Origin of the sequence: Streptomyces sp. NPDC046712 (assembly GCF_040645695.1) — a bacterium.
GTDB lineage: Bacteria > Actinomycetota > Actinomycetes > Streptomycetales > Streptomycetaceae > Streptomyces.
Genome location: NZ_JBEYYW010000039.1, coordinates 26,442 through 46,962, shown reverse-complemented (window position 1 = coordinate 46,962; position 20,521 = coordinate 26,442). Strand labels below are relative to the sequence as shown.

Genomic DNA, 20,521 nt, shown 5'->3' with positions numbered 1-20,521 from the left:
CGTGACCTCACCGGATTCCCCCGTCCGGACGCGTCGCGAGACCCGCCCGGCGAGCGCCCCCGCGCCCGCCGGGCGGAAGCGCGCCGCCGACCGGAAGCGTGCCCCCGGCTTCACCGTCCGGGCCGGCAGACCCTCGTGGGTCCTGATCGTGACCGCCTGCCTCGCGGCCGCCCTCGCCGTCCTGCCCCTCGGCTACCTCGCCGTGCGCGCCCTCGAACGCGGCCCCGCCTTCGCCTGGGACGTCGTCGCCGACGACCGGACCGGGCAACTGCTCCTGCGCAGCCTCGGGCTGACCGCCACCGTCGTCGCCGCCTGCCTGCTCCTGGGCATCTCGCTGGCCTGGCTGACCACGCGCACCGCTCTGCCCGGCGCACGCGCCTGGTCCGTCCTCGTCACGCTGCCCCTGGCGGTCCCCAGTTACGTCACCGCCTTCGCCTGGCTGTCCGCGGCTCCCTCGCTCGCCGGCTTCACGGGATCCGCCCTCGCACTGACCCTGGCCAGCTTCCCCTACGTGTACCTGCCGGTCGCCGCCGCCCTGCGCGGCACCGACCCCGGGTACGAGGAGGTCGCCCGCTCACTCGGGCACGGGCCGGTGCGCACCTTCCTGACCGTCACCCTGCCCCAGCTGCGGCCGGCCGCGGCGGGCGGCGGGCTGCTCGTCGCGCTGTACGTGCTCTCCGACTTCGGCGCCGTCTCCCTCATGCGGTACGACACCTTCACCCGAGGTATCTACACGTCCTACCGCGCCAGTTTCGACCGCACCCCGGCGGCCGCGCTCAGCGCCGTGCTCGTTCTCATGACCATCGCGCTCGTCGCCGGGGAGACCCGCACCCGTGGCCGGGCCGGGTACTCCCGCACCGGAGCGGGAACCGCCCGGCAGACCGTCCCGGTCACGCTCGGCCGACTACGGCTGCCCTCCCTCGCCTGGTGCGGAGCCGTCGTCGCGGCCGCCGTGGGCTTCCCGCTCGCCGTTCTCGCGTACTGGCTGGCCGTCGGCTCGTCCGCGACCTGGGACCCTGCCACCCTCACCGGGACCGCGCTCACCACCCTCGGCGTCGCCGCGGCCGGCGCCGCGCTGACCACCCTGCTCGCTCTGCCGGTCGGCGTCATCGCGGCCCGCCACCGGGGGCGCCTCGCCCACCTCCTGGAACAGGCCGCGTACGCGGGACACGCCGTCCCCGGCATCACCGTCGCGCTCGCCCTGGTCTTCTTCGCGGTCCGCTACACCCGGCCGCTCTACCAGGAGACCCCCCTGCTGATCTGCGCCTACGCGGTGCTCTTCCTACCCGTCGCGGTGGCCGCCACCCGCGCCGCCGTCCTCCAGGCACCACCCGCCCTGGACGACGTCGCCCGCTCCCTGGGCCGCACACCCTTCGGCGTGCTGCGCGAGGTCACTGTGCCGCTCGCCGCACCGGGCGTCGCCGCCGGCGCGGCCCTCACCTTCGTCGTCTGCATGAAGGAACTGCCCGCCACCCTGCTGCTGCGCCCCACCGGCATGGACACCCTGGCCACCCGGCTCTGGACGGAAACCGGTACCGGGTCATTCGCCGCCGCGGCCCCGTACGCCGTCCTCCTGATCCTCCTGGCCGCCGTTCCCTCCTACCTCCTCGGAAGGCACCGCCCATGAACGACCTTCAGGTCAGCGGCGTGGTCACGTCGTACGGTCCCGGCGCCACCGTCCTCGACGGCATCGACCTCACCGTCCAGGGCGGGCACCTCGCCGCTGTCCTCGGCCCGTCCGGCTGCGGCAAGACGACCCTGCTGCGCGTGATCGCCGGCTTCCTGCGCGCCGACGCGGGCACCGTCACCGTCGCCGCTCACGTCCTCTCCGGCCCCGGTGTCCACCTCCCGCCCGAACGCCGCCGCATCGGCATCGTCCCCCAGGAAGGCGCGCTCTTCCCTCACTTGAGCGTGGCCCGCAACGTCGCCTTCGGTCTGACCGGCACGGAGCGCGGCGCCCGCGCGAAGCGCGTCGAGGAGATGCTGGAACTCGTCGGTCTCGGCGGCTACGGCAACCGGATGCCGCACGAGCTGTCCGGCGGTCAGCAGCAGCGCGTCGCCCTGGCCCGCGCGCTCGCCCCCGAACCCCATCTCGTCCTCCTCGACGAGCCGTTCAGCGCCCTCGACAGCGGACTGCGCGGAGCCGTACGGGCCGAGGTCCGCGCCGCGCTCCGGGCCACCGGCGCCACCGCCGTCCTCGTCACCCACGACCAGCAGGAGGCCCTCTCCACGGCCGACGTCGTCGCCGTCGTCCGCGACGGCCGCGTCGCCCAATGCGCCACCCCTGAGGAGCTCTACCAGCGCCCCGCCGATCCCTGGGTGGCCTCTTTCGTCGGAGACGCGGTCTTCATTGCCGGCACGGCCGACAAGAACTCCGCCACCACGCTGTTGGGCCGCATCCCTCTCGCCGCCGCTCCTGAGGGGCTGCGCGACGGCCTCGTCCTCCTCCGTCCCGAGCAGTTCCACCTCACGGGGCCGGACGTGGCGACTGCTCAAGGAACCGTCACCGACGTCTGCTTCTTCGGTCACGACTCCATGGTCACCGTCGCCGTCGACGGCCTGGACCAGCCGATCGACATCCGTACTCCCGGACCGCTCCAGGTGCGCCCGGGCGGCAGGATCGGCATCCGAGTCACGGGCGAGGCCACCCTGCACGAAGTCCCGGCCTGATCGCTACGAGTGGTGGCGGGCGAGACCCGAGCGCGGCACGGCGTTCGTGGAGATGGTCTCCCAACCACCACTCAGGAGCCGTCGCAACTGCCTCGCCGCCGGAGCCTTCACGTCACCCGCCGGGCGTGCGCGGCCCCGCGTGGTGGGACATCCGGCTTCGGCAGACTCCTCGGAACCCGGTCAGTGCTTGAGCAGCGCGGCGCCATCCGGCCGGATCGTGTCAGGCGCGGCCGAGGAGTTCCTCGCGCCGGGCCAGAGCCCACGTGCGCTCCTCCTCGATCTCCGGGATGAAGTCCTGCTTCAAGAACGCCGCCCACGGGTCGGCGCCGAGCCGGCCGAGGCGCGCGATCCGTGCGGTCTCGTCGCGCTGCAACCGCGCCAGCGAGTCCAGCACGTCGGCCGGGTCCGCGCCGTAGGCGTCGCACAGCAGCCGCAGCCGTCGCGCCAACGGCGCACCGGCCTCGCCGTACCCGACCCTGCGCTGTCGGTCGGGCAGTCGCAACGGCACGCTGTACCAGGCCAGTTGTGCGAGATCGTCCAACGCCTCGCCGGGGATGGCCAGATCCCAGTCGATGACGCCCACCAGGCGGTCGTCAGCCCAGACCGAGTTCCAGGTCGTGAGGTCGCCGTGGCGCATGATCAGCCCGGGGCGCCAGCGGGCGTCCGGGTCGCACCAGACGGCTTGCGGCGAGGGGTCGAAGTCGCGTACGGCGTCGTGGTAATCACGCAGCCACCGTCCGAGCGCGATGACGCCTTCGTCCGCGAGGAGCGGCCGTGGCCACGGGTACAGTCCAACCTCGCCGCGCAGCAGCGACACCACCTCGTGGCCGTCGACGGGACCGTCACCCAGGGCGCGCGGCGCGCCTTCGAATCCCACCTGCTCCAAGTGGCGCAGGAGTTCCCGCACCGCGGGGGTCCACACCCGCCAGGGCCTGAGGATGGTCTCGCCCTCGCGGCGCACGGTCGACAGGCCGCCGCGCATCGATTCACCGTCCTGGATCATGGCGCAATCCTAGTGAGGGGCCTGGGCCCCCGGGCTCGGTATCCCTTCCAGTGGGGTCCAGGCGCGGGACCTGGGCCGGGTCGGCGTCGGGCGTCCGGCCGAAGCGACGGGCGAGATCCGGCGGGCCGGGTCGGGCGTCGGGCTGAAGCGACGGGCGAGGCCCGGCGCTCGGCGTAATCGGGAGGCGATGGAGGCGGGGAGTCCGGAACACTTCCCCAGGTGATCGTGATGCAGCCCGTCCTGGAGATCTACACCCCTGATGGCTTTGCCCTCTGGCCCGTCGCCGATATCGAGCCGTTCAGCTACCTGCCACTGAGCGGTGAGCTCACGCCCGCCGAGGTCGGGACAGCGGTGATGCGCATCGCCGGCTGCAACGACATCGACCCCGAGGGGGATGACCGTCCGCCGCGGCCCGCCGACCCGCTCGGATCCTTCCTGCACGGGCTGCTGACCTTCGACACTCTCTTCGCTGCTGGTGGCATGCGGGTCACGGACAGCTCCACCGGCATCACCTTCCTACCCGGCTGCTGCAGTGGGCTGGAGGACTGGCGTGACTGGCTCGAGGTCCTCGACGGCAGCGGCCGCGCCTTCTTCGGCCACGACCCCGATCCATTCGCTGAGCGCGTCGCCGACAACGTCCGGTTGACCGTCGACGCCGAGCAAAGCGACAGCCCCGTGATCGAACTGTCCGTCACCGAACTCCGCCGCCTGCTCGACGACGCCGTGCACGACCTGACCAACTTCCTTGCACTAGCCGGTGACTGGGCGTCTCAGTACCTGCCCCACCACGCCACTCCCGTCACCGCCGCCCTCGCGCGCGTCCTCGCCTTGCCCTCGCGGGTCGTACCGCCAAAGCCGTAGGTCGACGGCTTGCTCCGGCGCCGCGCTGGGGGCCGAAGCGCCCGTAGGCGGCTACTCCCCTGCCTTGGCGGGCACCAGGTCGAAGTGGTCCTCCTGGTACTGGAAGAGGAGGCAGTCCTCTCCCTTCTCGCATCCGCTCAGGTGCGGCTTGCCCGCAGGGAGGCGGTAGTAGGAGCCGGCCGGGTACTGGACGCGCTTCCCGTCAATGTCCGCGTAGAAGGTGCCCTTCAGGACGACGGTCGGGAGGTCCTGGCTGTGCACGTGCATCGGATTGTCCTTCCCGGCAGGGAAGGAGACGAACGCCTCGTAGCTGCCGCTCCCCGCGAGATCCCCTTGCACGTTCGCGTACTTCACGCCGCCCGAATCCGGAAGTTCCTTCCACGTGCGGCCTGGCGAAGGGAAGGAGAGGAACTCGGACGGGCCCTTCTTAGCCGTCGGGCTCGTGGGCGGCGTGACGGTCGAGGACGCCGTAGCAGCAGTGCTGCTGCCTTCCCTGTTCTTCTGGCCACCCTTGGGCTCGGCGCCGCCCGAGCAGGCTGCCAGCAAGGCAACCGAAGTCATGGCGGCCGCAACCGCGGTGATGTTCTTCGCCTTGGCACGCATTGATGTCTCCTTGAATTTCAGGGTTCTCAGGGCGCACGCCGAAGGAGCGGAAAGCGAATTCGTGGAGCCGTCCACGATTCCCTTCCTCGCTGTGCGGCGAGTCCCGGTACGGCTCCATCGTCAGTTTTGGGCTCCCGGGCCGCCATGCCGAATTCCCTGCAGATCCGGACACGCGGCTGGATGAGGGGCCAGTCCGCTCAGTGCCACGACATCCTGCCTGTGCGACAAGGTTCGCCAGTTGTCGGCAGCGAAAGGTCAGACGGGACCGGCGACCAGGTGGTGGACACGCTCGTTGAGCGGACCGCGGCCGGGAGGGATCGTTCTGCCAGGTCGACCGGCGCACCATCATGCCGATCGCCGTGCCGAGGTCGACGGGGGCATGGCCGTCTCACTCGATGAGCCGCTGGACAGCGCCTTCCAGCCACCGGGTAGGGTCGCGGCGTGATCACAGTCCTGGCCGCATTCAGCACCACGCGGACCCGCCGACCGGCGGGCCCGCTGCGGTTGTTGTGGCTGGCGGCGCTGCTGTTCGCCTTCCTCTACACCCACGCCGCCGGAGCCGAGAACACGTCCGCTCACGTCACGGGCGGCGCTGTCACCGTGCCTCACGCGGCACCCGCCGACGCCGGCGGTGGCGCCGATCAGCGCGACGACCCCCGGCACGACCGCCACGACGGCAACGGCCATGGGCACCCTGCCGAGGTATGCGCCTCCGGCCACCCGCAGCAGACCGCCGACCTGCCCGGCCCGCACCTGGTCCCCCTCGGCGAGCGGACTCCCGCCTTCAACGCGATGACGCCGCAGCCGTGGACCCGTACCGTGCCCTGCGGCCTTCCTCCTTTGCGAAGTTCCCTCAGCTCAGTGGTGCAGCAGGTATAGATCGGGCCCTTTGCCCAGATCTGACCTGACTCCCGTCGCCGGCCCCGGACCGCTCTCCTGCGGCGCCCGCCGGCGATGAGGCACGCCCGTTACGCCCAAGGAACTCTCAACATGACCACGACCCAGCTCCTCGACGCCCGCACCCCGGACAGCGCGCCGGACGCTCCCCCCATGGGGCGGGCCGCCCGGCGCAAGGCCCACTCGTCGCGGAAGCGTTCGCTGGCCGCCCGCTACCTCGGCTACGTCGGCTACTTCGTCGGCGCCGGCCTCATCAGCGGTGCCGTCGTCCACCACCCGCTCGACCCCGACCGCTACACCCGCATCGCCGGCTACGGCGCCCTCGTCTTCCTCGCCGCCACCGTCCTCAACGAGTTCGTCCTCACCCGCGAGCGGCCCGCTCTCCCCCGCATGCTCGCGGTCGTCGGATCCGCGCTGCTGCTGTCATTCGGCATCGGCATGCTCAGCGGCGGCCTCCAGCACTTCGACGACTTCCCCGCCCGCGGCGCCGTCCTCGTACCGGCCGGCATCGTCGTCTCCTTCATCGCCTACGTGATCAAGGATGCCGAGACCCCCTGGCAGCGCATCTTCAGCCTGCTGGGCCTGGCCGTCCTGGTCGTGGCGGCCCTGGCGTTCCTCGGCCTGCGGAATGTCGCGGCCTCCATGGAAACCACGCCCGACGGCGGCGGTCACAGCCACGGCACCTCGGAAGAACCGGCATCGGACGACCACGCCCCCGCCACCAGTCCCTCAACCGCAGGCAGTCCGGCACCGGCCACTCCCTCCGCCCCCAAGCCGACTTCCACGACCCCGGCTCACAACGACGCTCACAGCCACTGACGACCAGGGGCGGCGGGGCCGGCGCGAGGATCGGGCAGGGGCATGTCGAAAGGACACGGCAGCCATTCCCACCGACGTAGGCGGTGGCCGACTGGAAGCCCCTGCCTAGCGATCTCCTGTGACCGATCGTCCACGTGTCCGCTGGCCGATCGGTCACCGGACGGGCCGGTTGCGTACGTGGCCGGCAGGGCGTGCGCCCTGCCGGCCACGTACGGGTTCTCAGGTAACACTGGTAAACCGCATCCGTCGGCGGCCAGCCCGTACAGTCGGCCCTTCGGTCTCGGGGGCGCGAGAAGGCGGGCTCCAGGAGCGAGCGGTTCGCTGCCAAGCTCCTGGCCGGTTCCCAGCTGTCCACTCATGGATCATGATGGCGGAGACGTGAATGGATTCGGGGGGCGCCCGAGTCACTGGTCCGAAGAGAGGCTTTCAGTGACTGACTTGCCACGAAGCTTCGTCTGGTTGATGGTTGCCGCCGGGGGGTTGATCGCTGCGGCGTTGATCAGTTTCTTCATGGACTTGACCGAGCACCAGAGCCCACCGCCACTCACCGTCAATGACGTGGAGGGTGTCTGGTCGGCAGTCTCGGACGACGGACGTCTGACGGTCCGGGCGGACGGTTCCGCAGAACTGGAGGGAATGACCGAACCTGAGGTGAACTGCGGGCAGTACACCGGTCAGGAGCCCTCCACGTACACCGGGCCTGCGAGGTGGGTGTTCGACACCTTTCCCGACGAGTCACCGGGAATCAGGTTCGATTACCCAGGACCCCAGGGCGTCACCGGGAAGACGTGCCGGATCTACCTCTCCATATCAATCACTGACGAGTACGGCACCATAGGGTTCCTGCCACTCGGCCCCGACACGCAATACGTGCGCGGCGCCTCGCATCCGGGCTGACCACAGCGACGGCCCCATAGTTCGGGCTGCGAAAGAGCACCCACAACACGACGTCAGCGTTTGAGGCCCCCGCGGACGGCGAGGAGTGCGCAGCCCGGTGAGCGGGGCTGTCCAGGACGGCTCCGACGCAGGCCGTCCGAAGGGGACGATACCCACGCCTGGTACCTCACGACTCAGGGCGTCATGAATAGGCTGCGGGTCGCAGAGCGACTCATCCGTACCCAGTTCCCCCCTGCCCGTACATGACGCGGCCCGGGCGCACTTCCTCGACCTCAATCGGACGGTGTGGGAAGGCTTGCCGGACGGCGAGAGCGTGCGGGGCTACCTGGAGGACAACCAGCTGGCGTTCCTCGACGCGGCCCGAGCGGTCATGGGATAGCCCAACTGCCAGGCTCCGAAGAGCTTTTACGGGACAGCCCTGGGGTTCGCCGGAGTTGCAGGGGCGGCGGCACCGTGGCCTCGTATCGGGAGCACTACGGCCCGCTGGTCGATGAGCTTGCTGAGGTAGTCAGAGGCGCCAGCCACTTCCCGTCGGTTCCCGGCAGGCAGCCGGTCCACCACCACAACCCATGCGGGTTTCGGCATCGACCACGACCTGATAGCTGGTGGATTACCCGTAGTTCCTCGATCGCTCGGCCACGGTGTGATCGCGGCGGACGGATGTCGTCCGTGCTCTCACTCGAATAATCGCTGAGGCGGTCTGCGGCAACATTTTGGCGCCATGACGAACGAGAGAGAGCCCAGGCTCTATGTGAACCGCTGGGGCGACACATCGGACCCGGCCCCAGGCCGGCACGGGTCCTACAGGGACATCTGCTCGTGCTTCGACCAGTCCAGGCCTCATCCGCGAGCCCGCGTCGGATTTCACGCTGAGGGCCAGGACACCTCCGCCCCGGGCTGGCAGCATCTGCTGGAGCTGATCGACGAGGCTGCCGCCGACGGACGCGAAGAGTTCCGCCCCTTGGTGGACCTCAGCCCGGAAGAGCGGCGGCAGATCATCACCCTGCCACCGAGCATCGCCAAGCTGACGGCGGTCAAGCACCTCGTGCTCTACGGCAGCAACCTGGTACGGATCCCGCCCGAGATCGGGGGCATGACGAGCCTGGAGGAGTTCACCCCCTACACCTCCTACCGGCTGCACTGGTTCCCCTACGAGATCACCCGATGCCGGAAGCTGACCCGTAGCACGGTGAGCACACGCGCATTGTTCGGCAACTACAAGATGCGGCCGCCCTTCCCGAAGCTTCAGCCTTCCCCGGACTCCGTCACGAATCTCGACCTGGGAAGCCTGGTTCCCCGGCGCTGGGGCACCACCGCCATCCACAGCTGCAGTGTCTGCGGCCGCCCGCTCGAACAGAGCGGACTCCATCAGGTGTGGATCTCCCTGCACGTAGCCACCGACGTACTGCCCCTGCTGGTCAGCTCTTGCTCAGCGGCATGTGTCGCGGCACTGCCCGGCGGTGCGCGCGACTACATCCCTGCACCACACAGAGGCGGCCGAATCGACCAGCCGGCATCCGACTGGGACTGACCAGCCGATCATCGATTCGCCCGCTGTTCGGCCAGGGATCCCCTGCTGCCGCGCGCCTTCGAGCCGGGTGAGCACGGACACCGAAGCTGCCGATGGGGAACGTGATCGTCGACACTTCTCATCGGCCAAGACCGAGTCTTGGGGCGTCACCTGCTGCAGCTTGTGCGCACTCCAGGCGTCACCCGTGCCGGCGACGCCCGCACATGGTGCGGGCGCCGTCAGACGTGGGTGGGAGCCGGGCTCAGCCGCGGATGATGTTCTCTGCCTGCGGGCCCTTCTGGCCCTGGGTGATGTCGAACGTCACCGTCTCGCCCTCGGTCAGTTCGCGGTATCCGTTGCCGGAGATGTTGGAGTAGTGGGCGAAGACGTCCGGTCCGCCTCCGTCCTGGGCAATGAAGCCGAAGCCCTTCTCGGAGTTGAACCACTTCACGGTGCCGCTGGCCATGCTCGTCCTTCTGGTCAATTCAGCAGTAGCCCGGGTTCGGGCCACCCTGGCGCCCTCTTCGGACGCCCGATCCAGTCTTCCCCACCGACTCCCGCATCTACACTCATGCATCAGATCTTGTTCGGATTCTGTTGGGTACCCGCGAGCAGCAACCGAAGGCGGGCAGGAGCACGCCGCGGGCGAGTCGACAGAGCCGTCGAGCTCTGGCGCGCCCCGGAAAGCGACTGTGACGAACTGGACGATCAGGTCACCTGACCTGCGAAAATCGGGCCAGAAAATCCACTCGACCGGCCCTAGGGACAGTCCCCTTGTGCGGGTTCAGCACCATCAAGGCAACCGGCTTGGCCAGGAAGGCGGTCACAGAAGACCCGGACCATGCCAGGCCGGCACAGCCTCCGATGCAGCCGCCGGGAGGCGCGGTTCCCTTCACACAATCCCGGCGTCAAAACCTGAAACGCTGATTGGTCTCTTCCTCCGGCGGGCTTGTTGTTTGGTTCCTCAGCCTCTATGCGCCGCTGAGGAGACGTACCCTGCTCGACAAGCGGTCGTTGTCTCATCTGCCCAACACCATCAAGCAGGAGTCTTTCGTGCCCTCATCAAACGCCACTGTCCGCAGCATCAATGCCACAACATCGGAGCTCCAGAAAGAGCTTCCTCTGCTGGAACAGCTTCAGCAGGATCTCGAGAAGGAGCTGGCCGCGGTTTCCGAACGCGCACTCTCGGTCCGCACCGCATTGACCGCTCTCCTGGCCCTGGCCGACGCACCCGCACCTCGCGCAGTGCAGGAAGCGCCCGAACCGACCGTGGTGGAGAGCGTAGCCACACGTGAGCCTGTGGAGACGGTGACGCCAGACAGCACCGGATCGGTCCCGGCGCCCCGAGAAGCCACCAAGCCGCGCTCCACCGGCGTGAAGAAGGCAGCCGCTTCCAGGACTCGCGGGCGCAAGGAACGTCCCTCAACGAAGAAGCCTCGAGCCGAGGCGGCAGTACAAGAGACGCCGCCTGCTCCTGCAACGCAAGACTCCGGCGGCCTTACTGAGCAGGTGGTCGCTGTCCTCTCGCAATCCCCGGACAGTCCCATGCGTGCGCGTGACGTGGCGCAGGCGCTCGGCCGCGATTCCTCCACGGGCGCCATCAACACCGTGCGTAGCACACTTGATCGACTCGTAGCTACCTCGCGGGCCACCCGCGCCGGCCGTGGCCTCTACCAAGCTCCCGTCAACTGACTCAACTCGACGTCTTTCTCGGCCCGGGCATCGGCAAGGTCGAACACGACGCCACCGCCGTGACCCGGCCGGGGAGAAGCGTTCGACTAACCGAGAGCCCCGCTCGGTGACATCGAGCAGTCTGCTGAGTGCTGCCTCACAAGGGCAGCCAATTGGGCCACCCCAGGGGCGTGCCGCCTGGTTCGCACATGCTTTCCGGGCGGCCTGGCGAGACGTACCACATTGCCAGCGCCGGCCAAAGCAGCACCGTCGTGGCGAGAACTGTCAGAATTAGAGGCAGCAACAGCCCCCGTCGGCCGGTCACCTTGCGCATCACAGCCCACAGAGCGGTCGACACCGTCGCCATGCCGGTCGCTGCGACTACCAACAGGAAGAGCTGGCCTGGACCCGTGCTGCCAAAACTGCAGTTCGTCAAGGAGCTGAGCAGCAGCACGGAGGTCACGAACCCCGACCCCAGAAAGACTACCCACCCAATCAACCAGGCACCGGCGCTGTACGGCGCCCTCTTCTCGGCGAGGGAAGGCCGTACTTCCTCGGTCTCCACGGATTCGCCTTCCGCCGGGAAATGGTGCACCAGAGGAGGGCGGCCAACAGCGGTCGACCCACCCCCCGCGGCGCGTGATGTTGCACGGGGCGGGCCCCTGGTCACAGGTCAGATGATCTTGGCGTGCCTGTTGTGTGATCACGGCGTCGGAGCCGACCCGGATAGCCCCATTTGCCGGTTGAGCCCTTGTCAGTTCGGCAAGCTGATCACCGCATTGCGGCCCGCGAAGGTGCGGCCCCTGTCCGCAAGGACCGACCGTGGAGCCTGCCCCTGGAGGACCGGGTCCAGCCTGTTCGCCGCCCACTGGCGCAGCCCCGGAGCGAACCGTTCTGTCCTCCGCAGCCGTGGTCACCGGGACCGCGCTGACCCACAGGATCTGGCGCACCGCCACCCACGCCCTGGTGTTTGGACCGTCAGCCGACAACGGCCCGTACGGCTTCCTCACCCATCTCCAGCTGTCCTGCACCCCACTCAGCTGCGGTCCCGACCTGCCCCCCCACGGACGACGAAAACGCGCTGGCCAAATGGATCACCGCGCACGTCGACTGGTGACACCCGCCTGTCACGTTCACGGGGCGAGCCTGGGTGAGTGGTCCGCAAACAGACGGGGGCGTCCGCCTGCAAGCGCATGGAGGGCACCTCGCCTCCTGACTCTGGGTTCGCGATAAAGGAATGCGGCAGCGGCCTCCGACAGATGACGATGGGCGGACATCCGAGGAGAGTGGGCACGCGATGGGATACAGACCCGACACCGGGGACTACCTGAACGAACTCGCCCAAGACCTACGTCCACTCGACGAGGGGGTCGCGTGGTTCGCGGACCTCCCCGAGGACGAGCAGACGGAGTCGCTGCGCCTGCTGGCGGGGTTCTGCTTCCAGGCCCATCCCACCCTCCAGGAAGCCCTGGAGAGCATCCGGCGTTCCGGTCTCCGACCGACCCACACTCCTGCGGTCATGCTCGTTCGGGGACGGATCGAGCACCAAGTGGGCAGGATCGCCGGGCTGACCCCGCAGCACGAGCGGATGAAGGCCTTCCGTCTGCTGATCGCCCTGCTCGCCGTCGCGGACGGCAGGCGGAGGGCACGGTGCCGTGTCCACGGCTGCGGACACCACTGGCATCACCTGACCGCTGACAGGGAGTCGGGCACACCTCGGCGCTCGCCCCAGGACCAGGAGGAGGTCGGGAGCGCAGGGTGACTGGCGATCGGCGGCTAAGACGCCGACGCCCGCTACGGCGTCTCGCCTACGGGCGCAGTGACTCAGGGCGTGCGTGGGAAGCGTGTTGTTCGACCGCTGAGCCGACAGCGGGTCGAAATCCACCACGGGCTTCGACTCTCGAAGCCGGCGGTGACCCCCAACAGGCAATCAATGCGGATCGTCGTACGACGGTTAGCAGGAGCGGCACCTTGAACCCGAAAGCGCGCGGTCGACCTCGAATCAGCCGCGCACAACGCTGACCAGGGCGGCACCGATGGCGCAGGCCGCCACAATGAGCATCGCCAGCCGCGTCACGGCCGCGGCGGGGATTGGCTGCCTGGCATCAGGGCGCATCAGGCGACTACTGGTCACGCATTCGGCATCCCGATGGTCAGGTCGTTCGAGCCAGTAGTCACTCGTCGGCCCAGCGGACGAGGCAGCGGATTCGCGGTGGGGTGTGGTCACGTATCGGACAACGACGGTGGCTTGTTTTAGCGTCTGGCAGTGCCGCGGACGTCACCGATTCGTTAGCCCGCCGCAGACTTGAGACCAGGACTCCATGACCGGCCCCGCCCGGGACCTGGAAGATGCCCATGTTCTCGCCGGGCCGGGATCCGGTGTGGATCGGGGCGCGCAAGCCAGTCCGTTCGACCATGGTCAGGGCCGCGGGTCTCGGCTTGCGGCAGGCTGGATCCGCATGCCGGGGCGACGCTGGTGAACGGTCAGGTACGCCATACCCCGCTTGCCGGCGACAAGGCCGCGGGTGGAGCCGTGGGGCAGCCAGGCGAGGCTGCCTTCGCTCAGAGGACACGCTCCCTCGGAAGTGACCAATGTGCCCTCGCCGGCCACGACCAGCAAGAGGACGTCCAGGTCCGGCTCGGTGTGAGGGTCGACGCCACGTTCGGGTGGGATCCGGACCACGTTGGCGTCGACCTGTCGGCCGGGCTCCGCCAGCCGCCACACCGCACCGGCCGTTGCCGGGTCGAGCGTCTCCAGCGTTGCGGTTTCGAACAAAACCCGAGGCACCGGCGCCCCGTCTGCTGGGCCCGAAGATTCTCCGCCTGTCACCCTCACCCTTGCCTCCGTCCGATGCGCCTCGTCTGCCCGCCACGGCATGGGCCGACCTTCTGCCAGGGGTAACGCCTCGACTCACGAGTCCGTGACGGCTCCGGAGGTCCGGCGGCCGAATGGGCAGAAGAGGTGACGTGCAGACGCATCCGCCGGTTGGCGGACGTGGCGCCGGGGAGGTAAGCGATGGAGATGCCGTGGGTGCCGGCTGGGGACGGTTCGGCGTGGGTGTGCTCGAGGACCAGAAGAGACGCCGCCGAGGTTGCACTTCTGGGTGAGGGTGGCGAAGGCCTGGGCGGCACAGCTGGGGAAACATGGCGTACGCCGACATGCGATGCATCGTCGGTGCGCATCGTCGCATCGGGTCTCAGCAGCCGGCCTCTCCCATGCGGTGCGGCCGGGCTGCTGGGGGCGGTGCATCCGCTGGCCGTCTTCGTACACCGGGTGCGGTGGCGTGCTTTGAAGGCACTGCGAGCCCCGAACCTGACGGCTCAGGGCTTGTTGTGCAGTGGAAGGCAGTCAGGCATCTATGTCGATCAAGCTGATCTTCGTCTGCCGATTGTTGATCGTCGCCAGGATCGGCGACTTCCCGTCCAGGCCTTTGGTCTTCTCCACGAGCTCCCTCAGGTCATCGAGCGTGATCTCTTTGCCTGTACTGGGCTTCGCATGAACGCTCACAGGTGACATGCCCTCATGATGCAGACCATCGATCAACCTGTCACCGGTGCGTCTTCGCGGCCGGACAGTCTCGGCGCGATAGGAGGCCACTCCCCCGCCGCCTGGGGTCGGGGAGCAGCACCGCGCAGGAGGCGAACCGGCTTCCGCGGCCAGACCCTCGCCCTGGGCGGCCGGGGCCGGGCGCGTAGAGAGAGGTGCGCCTGGTCGTCTCAACGCCCGTGCCACAGCAACCACCTGGGCCCTTCCAAGACTCGGCGACATCAGTGTTCTGCGGAACGGGGCGCTCTTCCTCTGCAGCAGGTGGGAGTCGAGCCGACAGTACGGTCGTGGCTCACCCCATCTCCCGGGGCCGGCCGCGGCCGGGATGGACAGGCCCATCCCGGCCCCGATCCAGGCGAAGCGCCAGAAAGAGGGACGCGCGCCACGGGGGTGCGCGCCACGGGAGAAGGTCAGCCGGTCGGCAGGCCCAGCCCGTAGTAGGTGACGTGGTATCCGTCCACGTACCCCGCCTCGCCGCCGACGATCAGGTCGGTGGGTTCGCTCGCGCCCGCCGCCTTGGCCGTGGCCACGAGCATCTCCGCGAGTGCGCGGCCCTTCGGCTCGCCGGGGCCGCCCGCGTCCACGCGCCACACCGGATCGTCGTCGCTGAAGACGGTCGCCGTGTGCGGGTGTTCGGCGACCGTGCCCCAGCCGAGTGCGGCCAGATCAACGTCGTCCGAGGCGAAGCAGCCGATCGAGAGCCGGTCGCCGCACGTCACGTCGAAGAGGAGGGGCGCGCTGTGGCCGTTGCGGCCGTAGAACGGCATTCCGATCCGGACTCCCAGGGCGGTGGTCTCGGCGGGCAGCGCTCCCAGGAAGTCTCCCAGCGACCGGGTGACGGTCTCCCAGCTGCGGGCGGTCCACCCGCCGGGGAAGCCGAGACCGGCGTTGGCCTGGTCGCGGTTGCTGCCGAAGAAGCCGCTGATCGAGTGCTCCTCGCCGACGCCTTGGCGCCAGAACCAGTTCTCCGCCGGGTCGGTGGGCTGCAGGACCAGCTCCGGTCCCGTCTTCCCGGCGCGCAGTTCGAGAGTGTTCGGCCTGCCGCGCCAGCGGAGGAAGGGTGCGCCCCAGTGGGGTTCGCTGTCGTAGAAGGGGCCCATGTCGCCGTGCGAGCCCATGATGGACGGCTTGCCCAGCGCTGCGGTCACTTCCTCCCTCGTGACGCGGAAGGCGGCTGCCTGCGCTGCGGCGTCCGGCGCGGGAGCCGCCACCGGGATCGCGATCTCGACGTACGACTCGCCGTCGACGTAGCGCTTCTCGTACTCGCCGACCGGGCGCACGCGAGCATCGCCCGAGGAACGACCTGTGATCAACACAGGAGCGTCTGACGTCCCGCCCCAAGCCCACCCGAGCTCGGCCGCCACAGCCCTGACACCCTCCGGCGTCCAGCCGTCGGTGTCTGCCGCGACGAGTCGCCGGGCGAGCTCCCCGATGGATTCCTCTGCGGTGCTTCCCCGTTGTGCGTTCATCGGGCCATCGTGCCGCATCTCAGGGCGGCTCCCTTGCGGCGGGGTGCCCGCCGGCAGCCGACGGACGATTTCGCCGCCGGTGACGTTACGTCTTCCTGGGCAACACCATCGCGGCGAGCCCTCGCCATCTGGCCCCGTAGCTGAGTACCGGCGTCACAAGGCAATCGGCCGGTACGCCAAGGCATGGTCGACCACTTCCTCGGCCGACAACTCCCGCTTTGGCGGCCCGAAGACCAGGCCGCTGACGTGACCGGACGGACAGGCCAGAGCTCTGTCGAGCCTGTCCAACCAGTCGTTCGCCTCGCCTTCGGAGGCGTAGTCCGCCTCCATGATCCGCTGCTCGAGCGCGACCGCCTCCGCCCGAGTCATCTCCACCGCACTCATCAGGCCACCTCCATAGGCGCCGCTTCAGCGAGCAGCATGATCGGCCGGACGAGTCCTGACCGCACGCGCCCCTTGCTGGTCAGGCTGCTGGGACGGCGCGCTGAAGTGCGATGATGACGCGATCGAGAGCGTCCTTACTGTACGGGTCCGCGAGGTTGACCCAGAGTTTGAACATGAAGCGTCGCAGAGTGGGACGGCGTAGGGCCTTGGTGGCGACGAGCTTCATGACAGCCGGGTGGCCAAGGGCTTGGACCACGAGGCGTCCCACGGTGAAGTACCGGCCGTAGGCTTCTCGGATGATCTCGGGGTAGGTGAGCAGAGCTTCCTCACGTGCATGCGCGGTGGGCTGGGCGAACGCACGGGTGACTGCTTCGGCGGCCAGGCGCCCGGACTCCATCGCGTAATCAATGCCTTCGCCGCTGAGAGGATTGATCATCCCGCCGGCGTCGCCTGTCAGGAGCAGACCCCGTGTGTAGAGCGGGCATCGGTTGAGGCCGGCGGGAAGAGGCGCTCCACGCAGCGGGCTGAGTGCGTGCGCTTCGTCGAAGTGCGCGACGGGGTGCAGGCGCGCGGTCCATTCTCTGAAGAGCTCTCGGTGGTCGACCTTGGGTTTGAGTCCGATGTGGAAGGTGCCCAGGCCCACGTTGAAGACGCTGTTCCCGACAGGAAAGACCCACCCGTAGCCGAACGGCATGTACGTCCGGCCGCGGGAGTCACGTGTTTCGAGATCGAGCCAGGCCTCCAAGAAGTCCTCGTCGCGATGCGGCGCCGTGTAGTAGCGGCGCACGGCCACCCCCATGGGTCGGTCCTTGCGTTGCTGGAGACCGAGGGCGACGGCCAGGCGGCTCGACGCGCCATCGGAGGCGACCACCAACGGCGCCCGGTACGTGCGAGTGGTGCCGTCCTGCTGAGCGATCACGCCGCTGACGCGGCCGGTTCTCGGGTCGATGATGGGCGCAGTGACCTTGGCCCCTTCCAGCAGGAGCGCGCCGCTTGCCACGGCTTTTGTTGCGAGAAGGTGGTCGAAATCCATACGGCTGCGTACGAGCCCGAAGTCAGGGAAGGGCCCTTCACCGGGCCAGGGCATCTCCACAGTCGTTCCGGAGCCGTGAACCCGTAGGCCCCGCGTTCTGGTCCAGCCGTCCCCGTCGATGTTGAGGCCCATGTCAACGAGTTCCTTCACGGCGCGCGGGGTGAGGCCGTCTCCACAGATCTTGTCCCGCGGGAAGGCGGCCTTCTCCAGCAGTAGGACGTCGTGGCCTGTCAGCGCCAAATGGTGAGCGGCGGTACAGCCGGCAGGTCCTGCGCCGACAACGATGACGTCCGCCGAGTGGCGCTGTGGGGATGAGGCCATGAAACCTTCCTCTGCTGCGGTGGGCCGTGAGGGGCAACGGCTTCCCATGTGTACCCACGGCCGACAGCATCGATCACCTGTCTTCCGGGCGAAGCCTTCGTCTGGTCGGGCGACGCATCCCTTGGCGAGCGCTACAGGCCACAAGAGTGATGCGCCCCGCGACCTCCTCTCCGTGCCCAGCGCCGAGGGATCTGGTCCTCGCGGTGGATCGCAAGGGTCGCCCGCGCTGACTCCCTGACCTGCCCGGCAGACAGCGGTGTGACGGGCGACGACGGCCCGGTGCCCGTAGAGTCGTATCCATGCCGGACCTCACTCCCGACCAGGTCGAGGCAATCGCCCGCGAAGGTCACGCGCACCAGAGGGACAAGACGGGACGGCCCTACCTGGAGCACGTCCAGGCGGTGGTCGAGGGGGTGAGGGAGCGTGGAGGATCCGACGAACAGATAGCCGCCGCCTGGCTGCACGACACGATCGAAGACGATGTGCTCTCCCGAGAGTGGCTGGCGACAGCCGCACTTCCGCAGCGCGTGAAGGACCTGGTCGACGCCATGACCAAGCGCCCGGGCGAGGACGACGAGTCGTACACGCAACGGATCCTGGCCACACCGGGCGCCCGCCTCATCAAGGAGGCCGACCTCGCCCACAACGCCGACCCTGCCCGGCTCGCCCTGCTCGACGAACCGACGCGGACCCAGCTCAGCGAGAAGTACGCGAGGATGCGGCGGCTCCTCGGGCTCCAGGAGCGGTGAAGATCCCGCAGAGATCGGTGTCTGGACGGCCCCGCACATTGGCTCGGGGCTGTCAGCCTCGTCTTCCACCGGGTCCGCCCGTCATTCCGCTGCATCCGGAGGGAGCCTGCGAGTGGGCTTCCTCCGCGGCTGGGCGCCGAGCGAGTCCTCAACCGGTCAGGCGTCGAAGCGGTGGCGGGAGGTCTCGATGTGGCCGAGGGACCGGTGGGTCCAGTGGCACGGTCCGTCGATCGTCACCGGCAGGGCCAGGCCCGGCCCGGTCGCTACGGGCGTGCTCGACCCGCGGTGGCACGACGGGGTGCACGGTCCGCGAGACGTCTGAGTAAGCATCTTGTGGCTGATGCCCTCGATCTCGTTCCGCAGTTCGCCGAAGCGCAGGGTGCTCTCCCCCAGGGCCTCGATGATCAGGAGCGCCCACTTGTTTGGCGACGTCCGAGAAGACGTACCCGAGTACCTGGTCGAGGTCGAAGCCACCGCCGCAATGACTGCTTTTTTTCGAGCTGGACCACCTGAGCCTCCTGAGGACCACCTCGCTGCGGGAAGCGGCTCAGCATGAGCTTCCTGGTGATCGACGAGAGACGGGCGATCGCCGAGCAGCACCACTCCAGCCTGCTGCGCGCTCGAACGATGGCGCTTCGCGCCGATCCTGTGCAACTTGCTGCACTCCGTGCCGTTCGGCGGCTCGTTCCGCTGCGCAACGCTCGGCATCCGGCAGCGCGTCACACTGGAGTCGTACGCCTCGCCGCCGGCCCTCCCCCATGGCACGCCACCGCTTACTCTGATGGCAGGGGCGTCCTCGGAGGCGGGCATGGCTGCCTACCATCGGTATCACCTGGACCTTGACGGACATTCGATCACGGTCCTGCATGATCTCCGGCGCCATCGCGCGGAGACCTGGGTCGACGGTAAGACCGTCGCCAATGCCCGTATGGCTCGCCATGAGGTCACCGTGATGCGAGGCGAGATCGCGACCGATCCTCCTCGACCGTTCCTCATCCGCCTGGGCCACCCATCCGACCCTGGCGACGCCCCCTTGTGCGCGTTGGAAGCAGAGGGCATGCGCTACCTCATGCTGACAGCCCCCCTCACCCGGCAAGAACAGAAGCCCGCCGAACGTAATCCACCGGCCCGGACACCCGGCGAACTCCTCGCCCGATGGAGAACCCGCTACCGGTCCCGCCAGACAAAGCGGCACAGGCAGTGAGCGCTGCCAAGATGTGCCGCACGGGCCCGTCTGGCCTCCGGCGCCGCGTTCGCGACCGTTTCTCGCTCCTCCTCGGCGCATCTGTAGGCGGCCAGACGCGCCTCCGCTTCAGCCTCTGCGGGGCGCACGTGCGCCTCTCATTGCGCTCTGTCGTACCCAGGCGGGGAGTACCTGACTGTCTGCGGTCAGTCGACTTCGACGTACGTGATGATGAGGATGCTGCCGAGCGCGGTCGCGTAGAACACGATCCGGACGCCGGAGTGGTGGTAGTCACGCAGCGCGGACGCGGTGGCGTGAGCCTTCACGTCGGCCGGGTCGGCGGCGATTTCGTTCAGAGCCGCGTCCAGCTGCGCCACCTGCACGGTGGACAGGGCACGGACCTGCGTCTCGGCCGGCTCGATGAACACGATGCGAGGGCGCCGGGCGAGGGAGGGGTTAGACAACGTTCGGGGCCTCGTCACTCTGCGGGGGCAGGCCGTTCTCCGTCCGCAGGTCTTCCCAGTCGCGGCACCGGTCGAGGTCGATGCCCTCCGAGGCAAGGTTCTCCAGGACGTAGGCGAGCGCAGGGTTTCCGGGGAACTCCGTGCGCGCGGCCCCGCGCAGCGCCTGTTGCTCGGCCGGTTCGAAGATCAGGCGCGCCATGGGCCCTCCACTCCCTGGGTGTTGCTCGTACGAGGCTAGCGCAGCGACGCCGCCGGGGCGGGCGCCTACGACGGGGTCACCAGCTCATCGAGGCGCCCATCGGGTGTACAAGATCACCAATCCGAAGGACGGGCCCTAGTTGCCACGGGGCGGCGATCTCGTGCTGGGACAGTGCCTTCGTACGTTCCGGGAGTGCCGGGCTGCGCTCGATCCCGCTCATGGGTCGGCCTCGGTCCGGCTC

19 protein-coding genes and 4 pseudogenes are annotated in these 20,521 nt (G+C 68.9%); 13 read left to right on the top strand and 10 right to left on the bottom strand.

From position 1 onward, the window contains the following. The first annotated feature begins 1 nt into the window (after position 1). Both ABZ939_RS34100 and ABZ939_RS34095 read left to right on the top strand, forming a co-directional pair. The gene (locus ABZ939_RS34100; RefSeq protein ID WP_361863998.1) at positions 2-1,627 is read left to right on the top strand and encodes an iron ABC transporter permease; all 1,626 of its coding nucleotides are present in this window, start codon (positions 2-4) and stop codon (positions 1,625-1,627) included. After that, entirely contained in the window at positions 1,624-2,670 is a 1,047-nt protein-coding gene (locus ABZ939_RS34095) for an ABC transporter ATP-binding protein (RefSeq protein WP_361863996.1), read from the top strand. Before ABZ939_RS34100 ends, ABZ939_RS34095 begins: the two co-directional genes overlap by 4 nt. Before the next feature lie 220 nt (positions 2,671-2,890). Here ABZ939_RS34095 and ABZ939_RS34090 read toward each other — a convergent pair whose 3' ends face one another. Further along, positions 2,891-3,673, bottom strand: a complete 783-nt coding sequence (locus ABZ939_RS34090) for a phosphotransferase (protein ID WP_361863994.1) — start codon at positions 3,671-3,673, stop codon at positions 2,891-2,893. Positions 3,674-3,901: 228 nt separating this feature from the next. On the opposite strand from ABZ939_RS34090, the gene ABZ939_RS34085 reads away from it, so the two are divergent. After that, on the top strand, positions 3,902-4,534 hold the full coding sequence (locus ABZ939_RS34085; RefSeq protein WP_361864011.1) for a hypothetical protein: 633 nt from the start codon (positions 3,902-3,904) through the stop codon (positions 4,532-4,534). Between the two features lie 51 nt (positions 4,535-4,585). Here the strand turns inward: ABZ939_RS34085 and ABZ939_RS34080 are convergent, their stop codons facing one another. After that, positions 4,586-5,212, bottom strand: coding sequence for a cupin domain-containing protein (locus ABZ939_RS34080; protein ID WP_361863993.1), 627 nt, complete (start codon positions 5,210-5,212; stop codon positions 4,586-4,588). A 366-nt stretch (positions 5,213-5,578) separates the two neighbouring features. Here ABZ939_RS34080 and ABZ939_RS34075 point away from each other — a divergent pair, with 366 nt between their 5' ends. The 5 genes and pseudogenes from ABZ939_RS34075 (at position 5,579) to ABZ939_RS34055 (ending at position 9,281) form a co-directional block, all read left to right on the top strand. Continuing rightward, entirely contained in the window at positions 5,579-6,016 is a 438-nt protein-coding gene (locus ABZ939_RS34075; protein WP_361863991.1) for a hypothetical protein, read from the top strand. A 111-nt stretch (positions 6,017-6,127) separates the two neighbouring features. After that, positions 6,128-6,853, top strand: a complete 726-nt coding sequence (locus ABZ939_RS34070) for a hypothetical protein (RefSeq protein ID WP_361863989.1) — start codon at positions 6,128-6,130, stop codon at positions 6,851-6,853. Positions 6,854-7,363: 510 nt separating this feature from the next. Then, entirely contained in the window at positions 7,364-7,750 is a 387-nt protein-coding gene (locus ABZ939_RS34065) for a hypothetical protein (RefSeq protein ID WP_361863987.1), read from the top strand. A 129-nt stretch (positions 7,751-7,879) separates the two neighbouring features. Further along, a pseudogene (locus tag ABZ939_RS34060) lies at positions 7,880-8,129 on the top strand (hypothetical protein); the annotation flags it as partial. Positions 8,130-8,471: 342 nt separating this feature from the next. Then, positions 8,472-9,281 (top strand): leucine-rich repeat domain-containing protein, encoded by an 810-nt coding sequence (locus ABZ939_RS34055; protein ID WP_361863985.1) that lies wholly within the window; start codon positions 8,472-8,474, stop codon positions 9,279-9,281. A gap of 241 nt (positions 9,282-9,522) precedes the next feature. Here ABZ939_RS34055 and ABZ939_RS34050 read toward each other — a convergent pair whose 3' ends face one another. After that, positions 9,523-9,726 (bottom strand): cold-shock protein, encoded by a 204-nt coding sequence (locus ABZ939_RS34050; RefSeq protein WP_147981444.1) that lies wholly within the window; start codon positions 9,724-9,726, stop codon positions 9,523-9,525. A 461-nt stretch (positions 9,727-10,187) separates the two neighbouring features. Between ABZ939_RS34050 and ABZ939_RS34045 the strand changes: the two genes are divergently transcribed. From ABZ939_RS34045 to ABZ939_RS34035, 3 genes and pseudogenes are all read left to right on the top strand, one after another. Continuing rightward, on the top strand, positions 10,188-10,952 hold the full coding sequence (locus tag ABZ939_RS34045) for a hypothetical protein (protein WP_361863983.1): 765 nt from the start codon (positions 10,188-10,190) through the stop codon (positions 10,950-10,952). A gap of 678 nt (positions 10,953-11,630) precedes the next feature. Further along, positions 11,631-11,809, top strand: a pseudogene (locus ABZ939_RS34040) (IS5/IS1182 family transposase); the annotation flags it as partial. 419 nt (positions 11,810-12,228) lie between these two features. Further along, positions 12,229-12,693: a DUF5958 family protein gene (locus tag ABZ939_RS34035; RefSeq protein WP_361863981.1), complete on the top strand. Its 465-nt coding sequence runs from the start codon at positions 12,229-12,231 to the stop codon at positions 12,691-12,693. A 657-nt stretch (positions 12,694-13,350) separates the two neighbouring features. Here ABZ939_RS34035 and ABZ939_RS34030 read toward each other — a convergent pair. From ABZ939_RS34030 to ABZ939_RS34015, 4 genes are all read right to left on the bottom strand, one after another. Beyond that, positions 13,351-13,809, bottom strand: a complete 459-nt coding sequence (locus ABZ939_RS34030) for a cupin domain-containing protein (protein WP_361863979.1) — start codon at positions 13,807-13,809, stop codon at positions 13,351-13,353. Between the two features lie 1,079 nt (positions 13,810-14,888). Further along, complete coding sequence (locus ABZ939_RS34025; protein ID WP_361863977.1) at positions 14,889-15,791, bottom strand: hypothetical protein; 903 nt, start codon at positions 15,789-15,791, stop codon at positions 14,889-14,891. A 309-nt stretch (positions 15,792-16,100) separates the two neighbouring features. Then, positions 16,101-16,331: an e9imm peptide gene (locus ABZ939_RS34020; protein WP_361863975.1), complete on the bottom strand. Its 231-nt coding sequence runs from the start codon at positions 16,329-16,331 to the stop codon at positions 16,101-16,103. A gap of 79 nt (positions 16,332-16,410) precedes the next feature. After that, positions 16,411-17,685, bottom strand: coding sequence for a geranylgeranyl reductase family protein (locus ABZ939_RS34015; RefSeq protein ID WP_361863974.1), 1,275 nt, complete (start codon positions 17,683-17,685; stop codon positions 16,411-16,413). 299 nt (positions 17,686-17,984) lie between these two features. On the opposite strand from ABZ939_RS34015, the gene ABZ939_RS34010 reads away from it, so the two are divergent. Then, a complete protein-coding gene (locus ABZ939_RS34010; protein WP_361863972.1) occupies positions 17,985-18,434 on the top strand; it encodes an HD domain-containing protein in 450 nt (149 codons plus the stop codon). A 156-nt stretch (positions 18,435-18,590) separates the two neighbouring features. Here ABZ939_RS34010 and ABZ939_RS34005 read toward each other — a convergent pair. Continuing rightward, positions 18,591-18,876, bottom strand: a pseudogene (locus ABZ939_RS34005) (helix-turn-helix domain-containing protein); the annotation flags it as partial. 92 nt (positions 18,877-18,968) lie between these two features. On the opposite strand from ABZ939_RS34005, the pseudogene ABZ939_RS34000 reads away from it, so the two are divergent. Then, positions 18,969-19,170, top strand: a pseudogene (locus ABZ939_RS34000) (amidinotransferase); the annotation flags it as partial. 653 nt (positions 19,171-19,823) lie between these two features. On the opposite strand, the gene ABZ939_RS33995 reads toward ABZ939_RS34000, so the two are convergent. Together ABZ939_RS33995 and ABZ939_RS33990 are read right to left on the bottom strand one after the other, a co-directional pair. After that, a complete protein-coding gene (locus ABZ939_RS33995; RefSeq protein ID WP_361863970.1) occupies positions 19,824-20,045 on the bottom strand; it encodes a hypothetical protein in 222 nt (73 codons plus the stop codon). Positions 20,046-20,073: 28 nt separating this feature from the next. Further along, positions 20,074-20,280: a hypothetical protein gene (locus tag ABZ939_RS33990; RefSeq protein WP_361863968.1), complete on the bottom strand. Its 207-nt coding sequence runs from the start codon at positions 20,278-20,280 to the stop codon at positions 20,074-20,076. Positions 20,281-20,521: the final 241 nt, after the last annotated feature.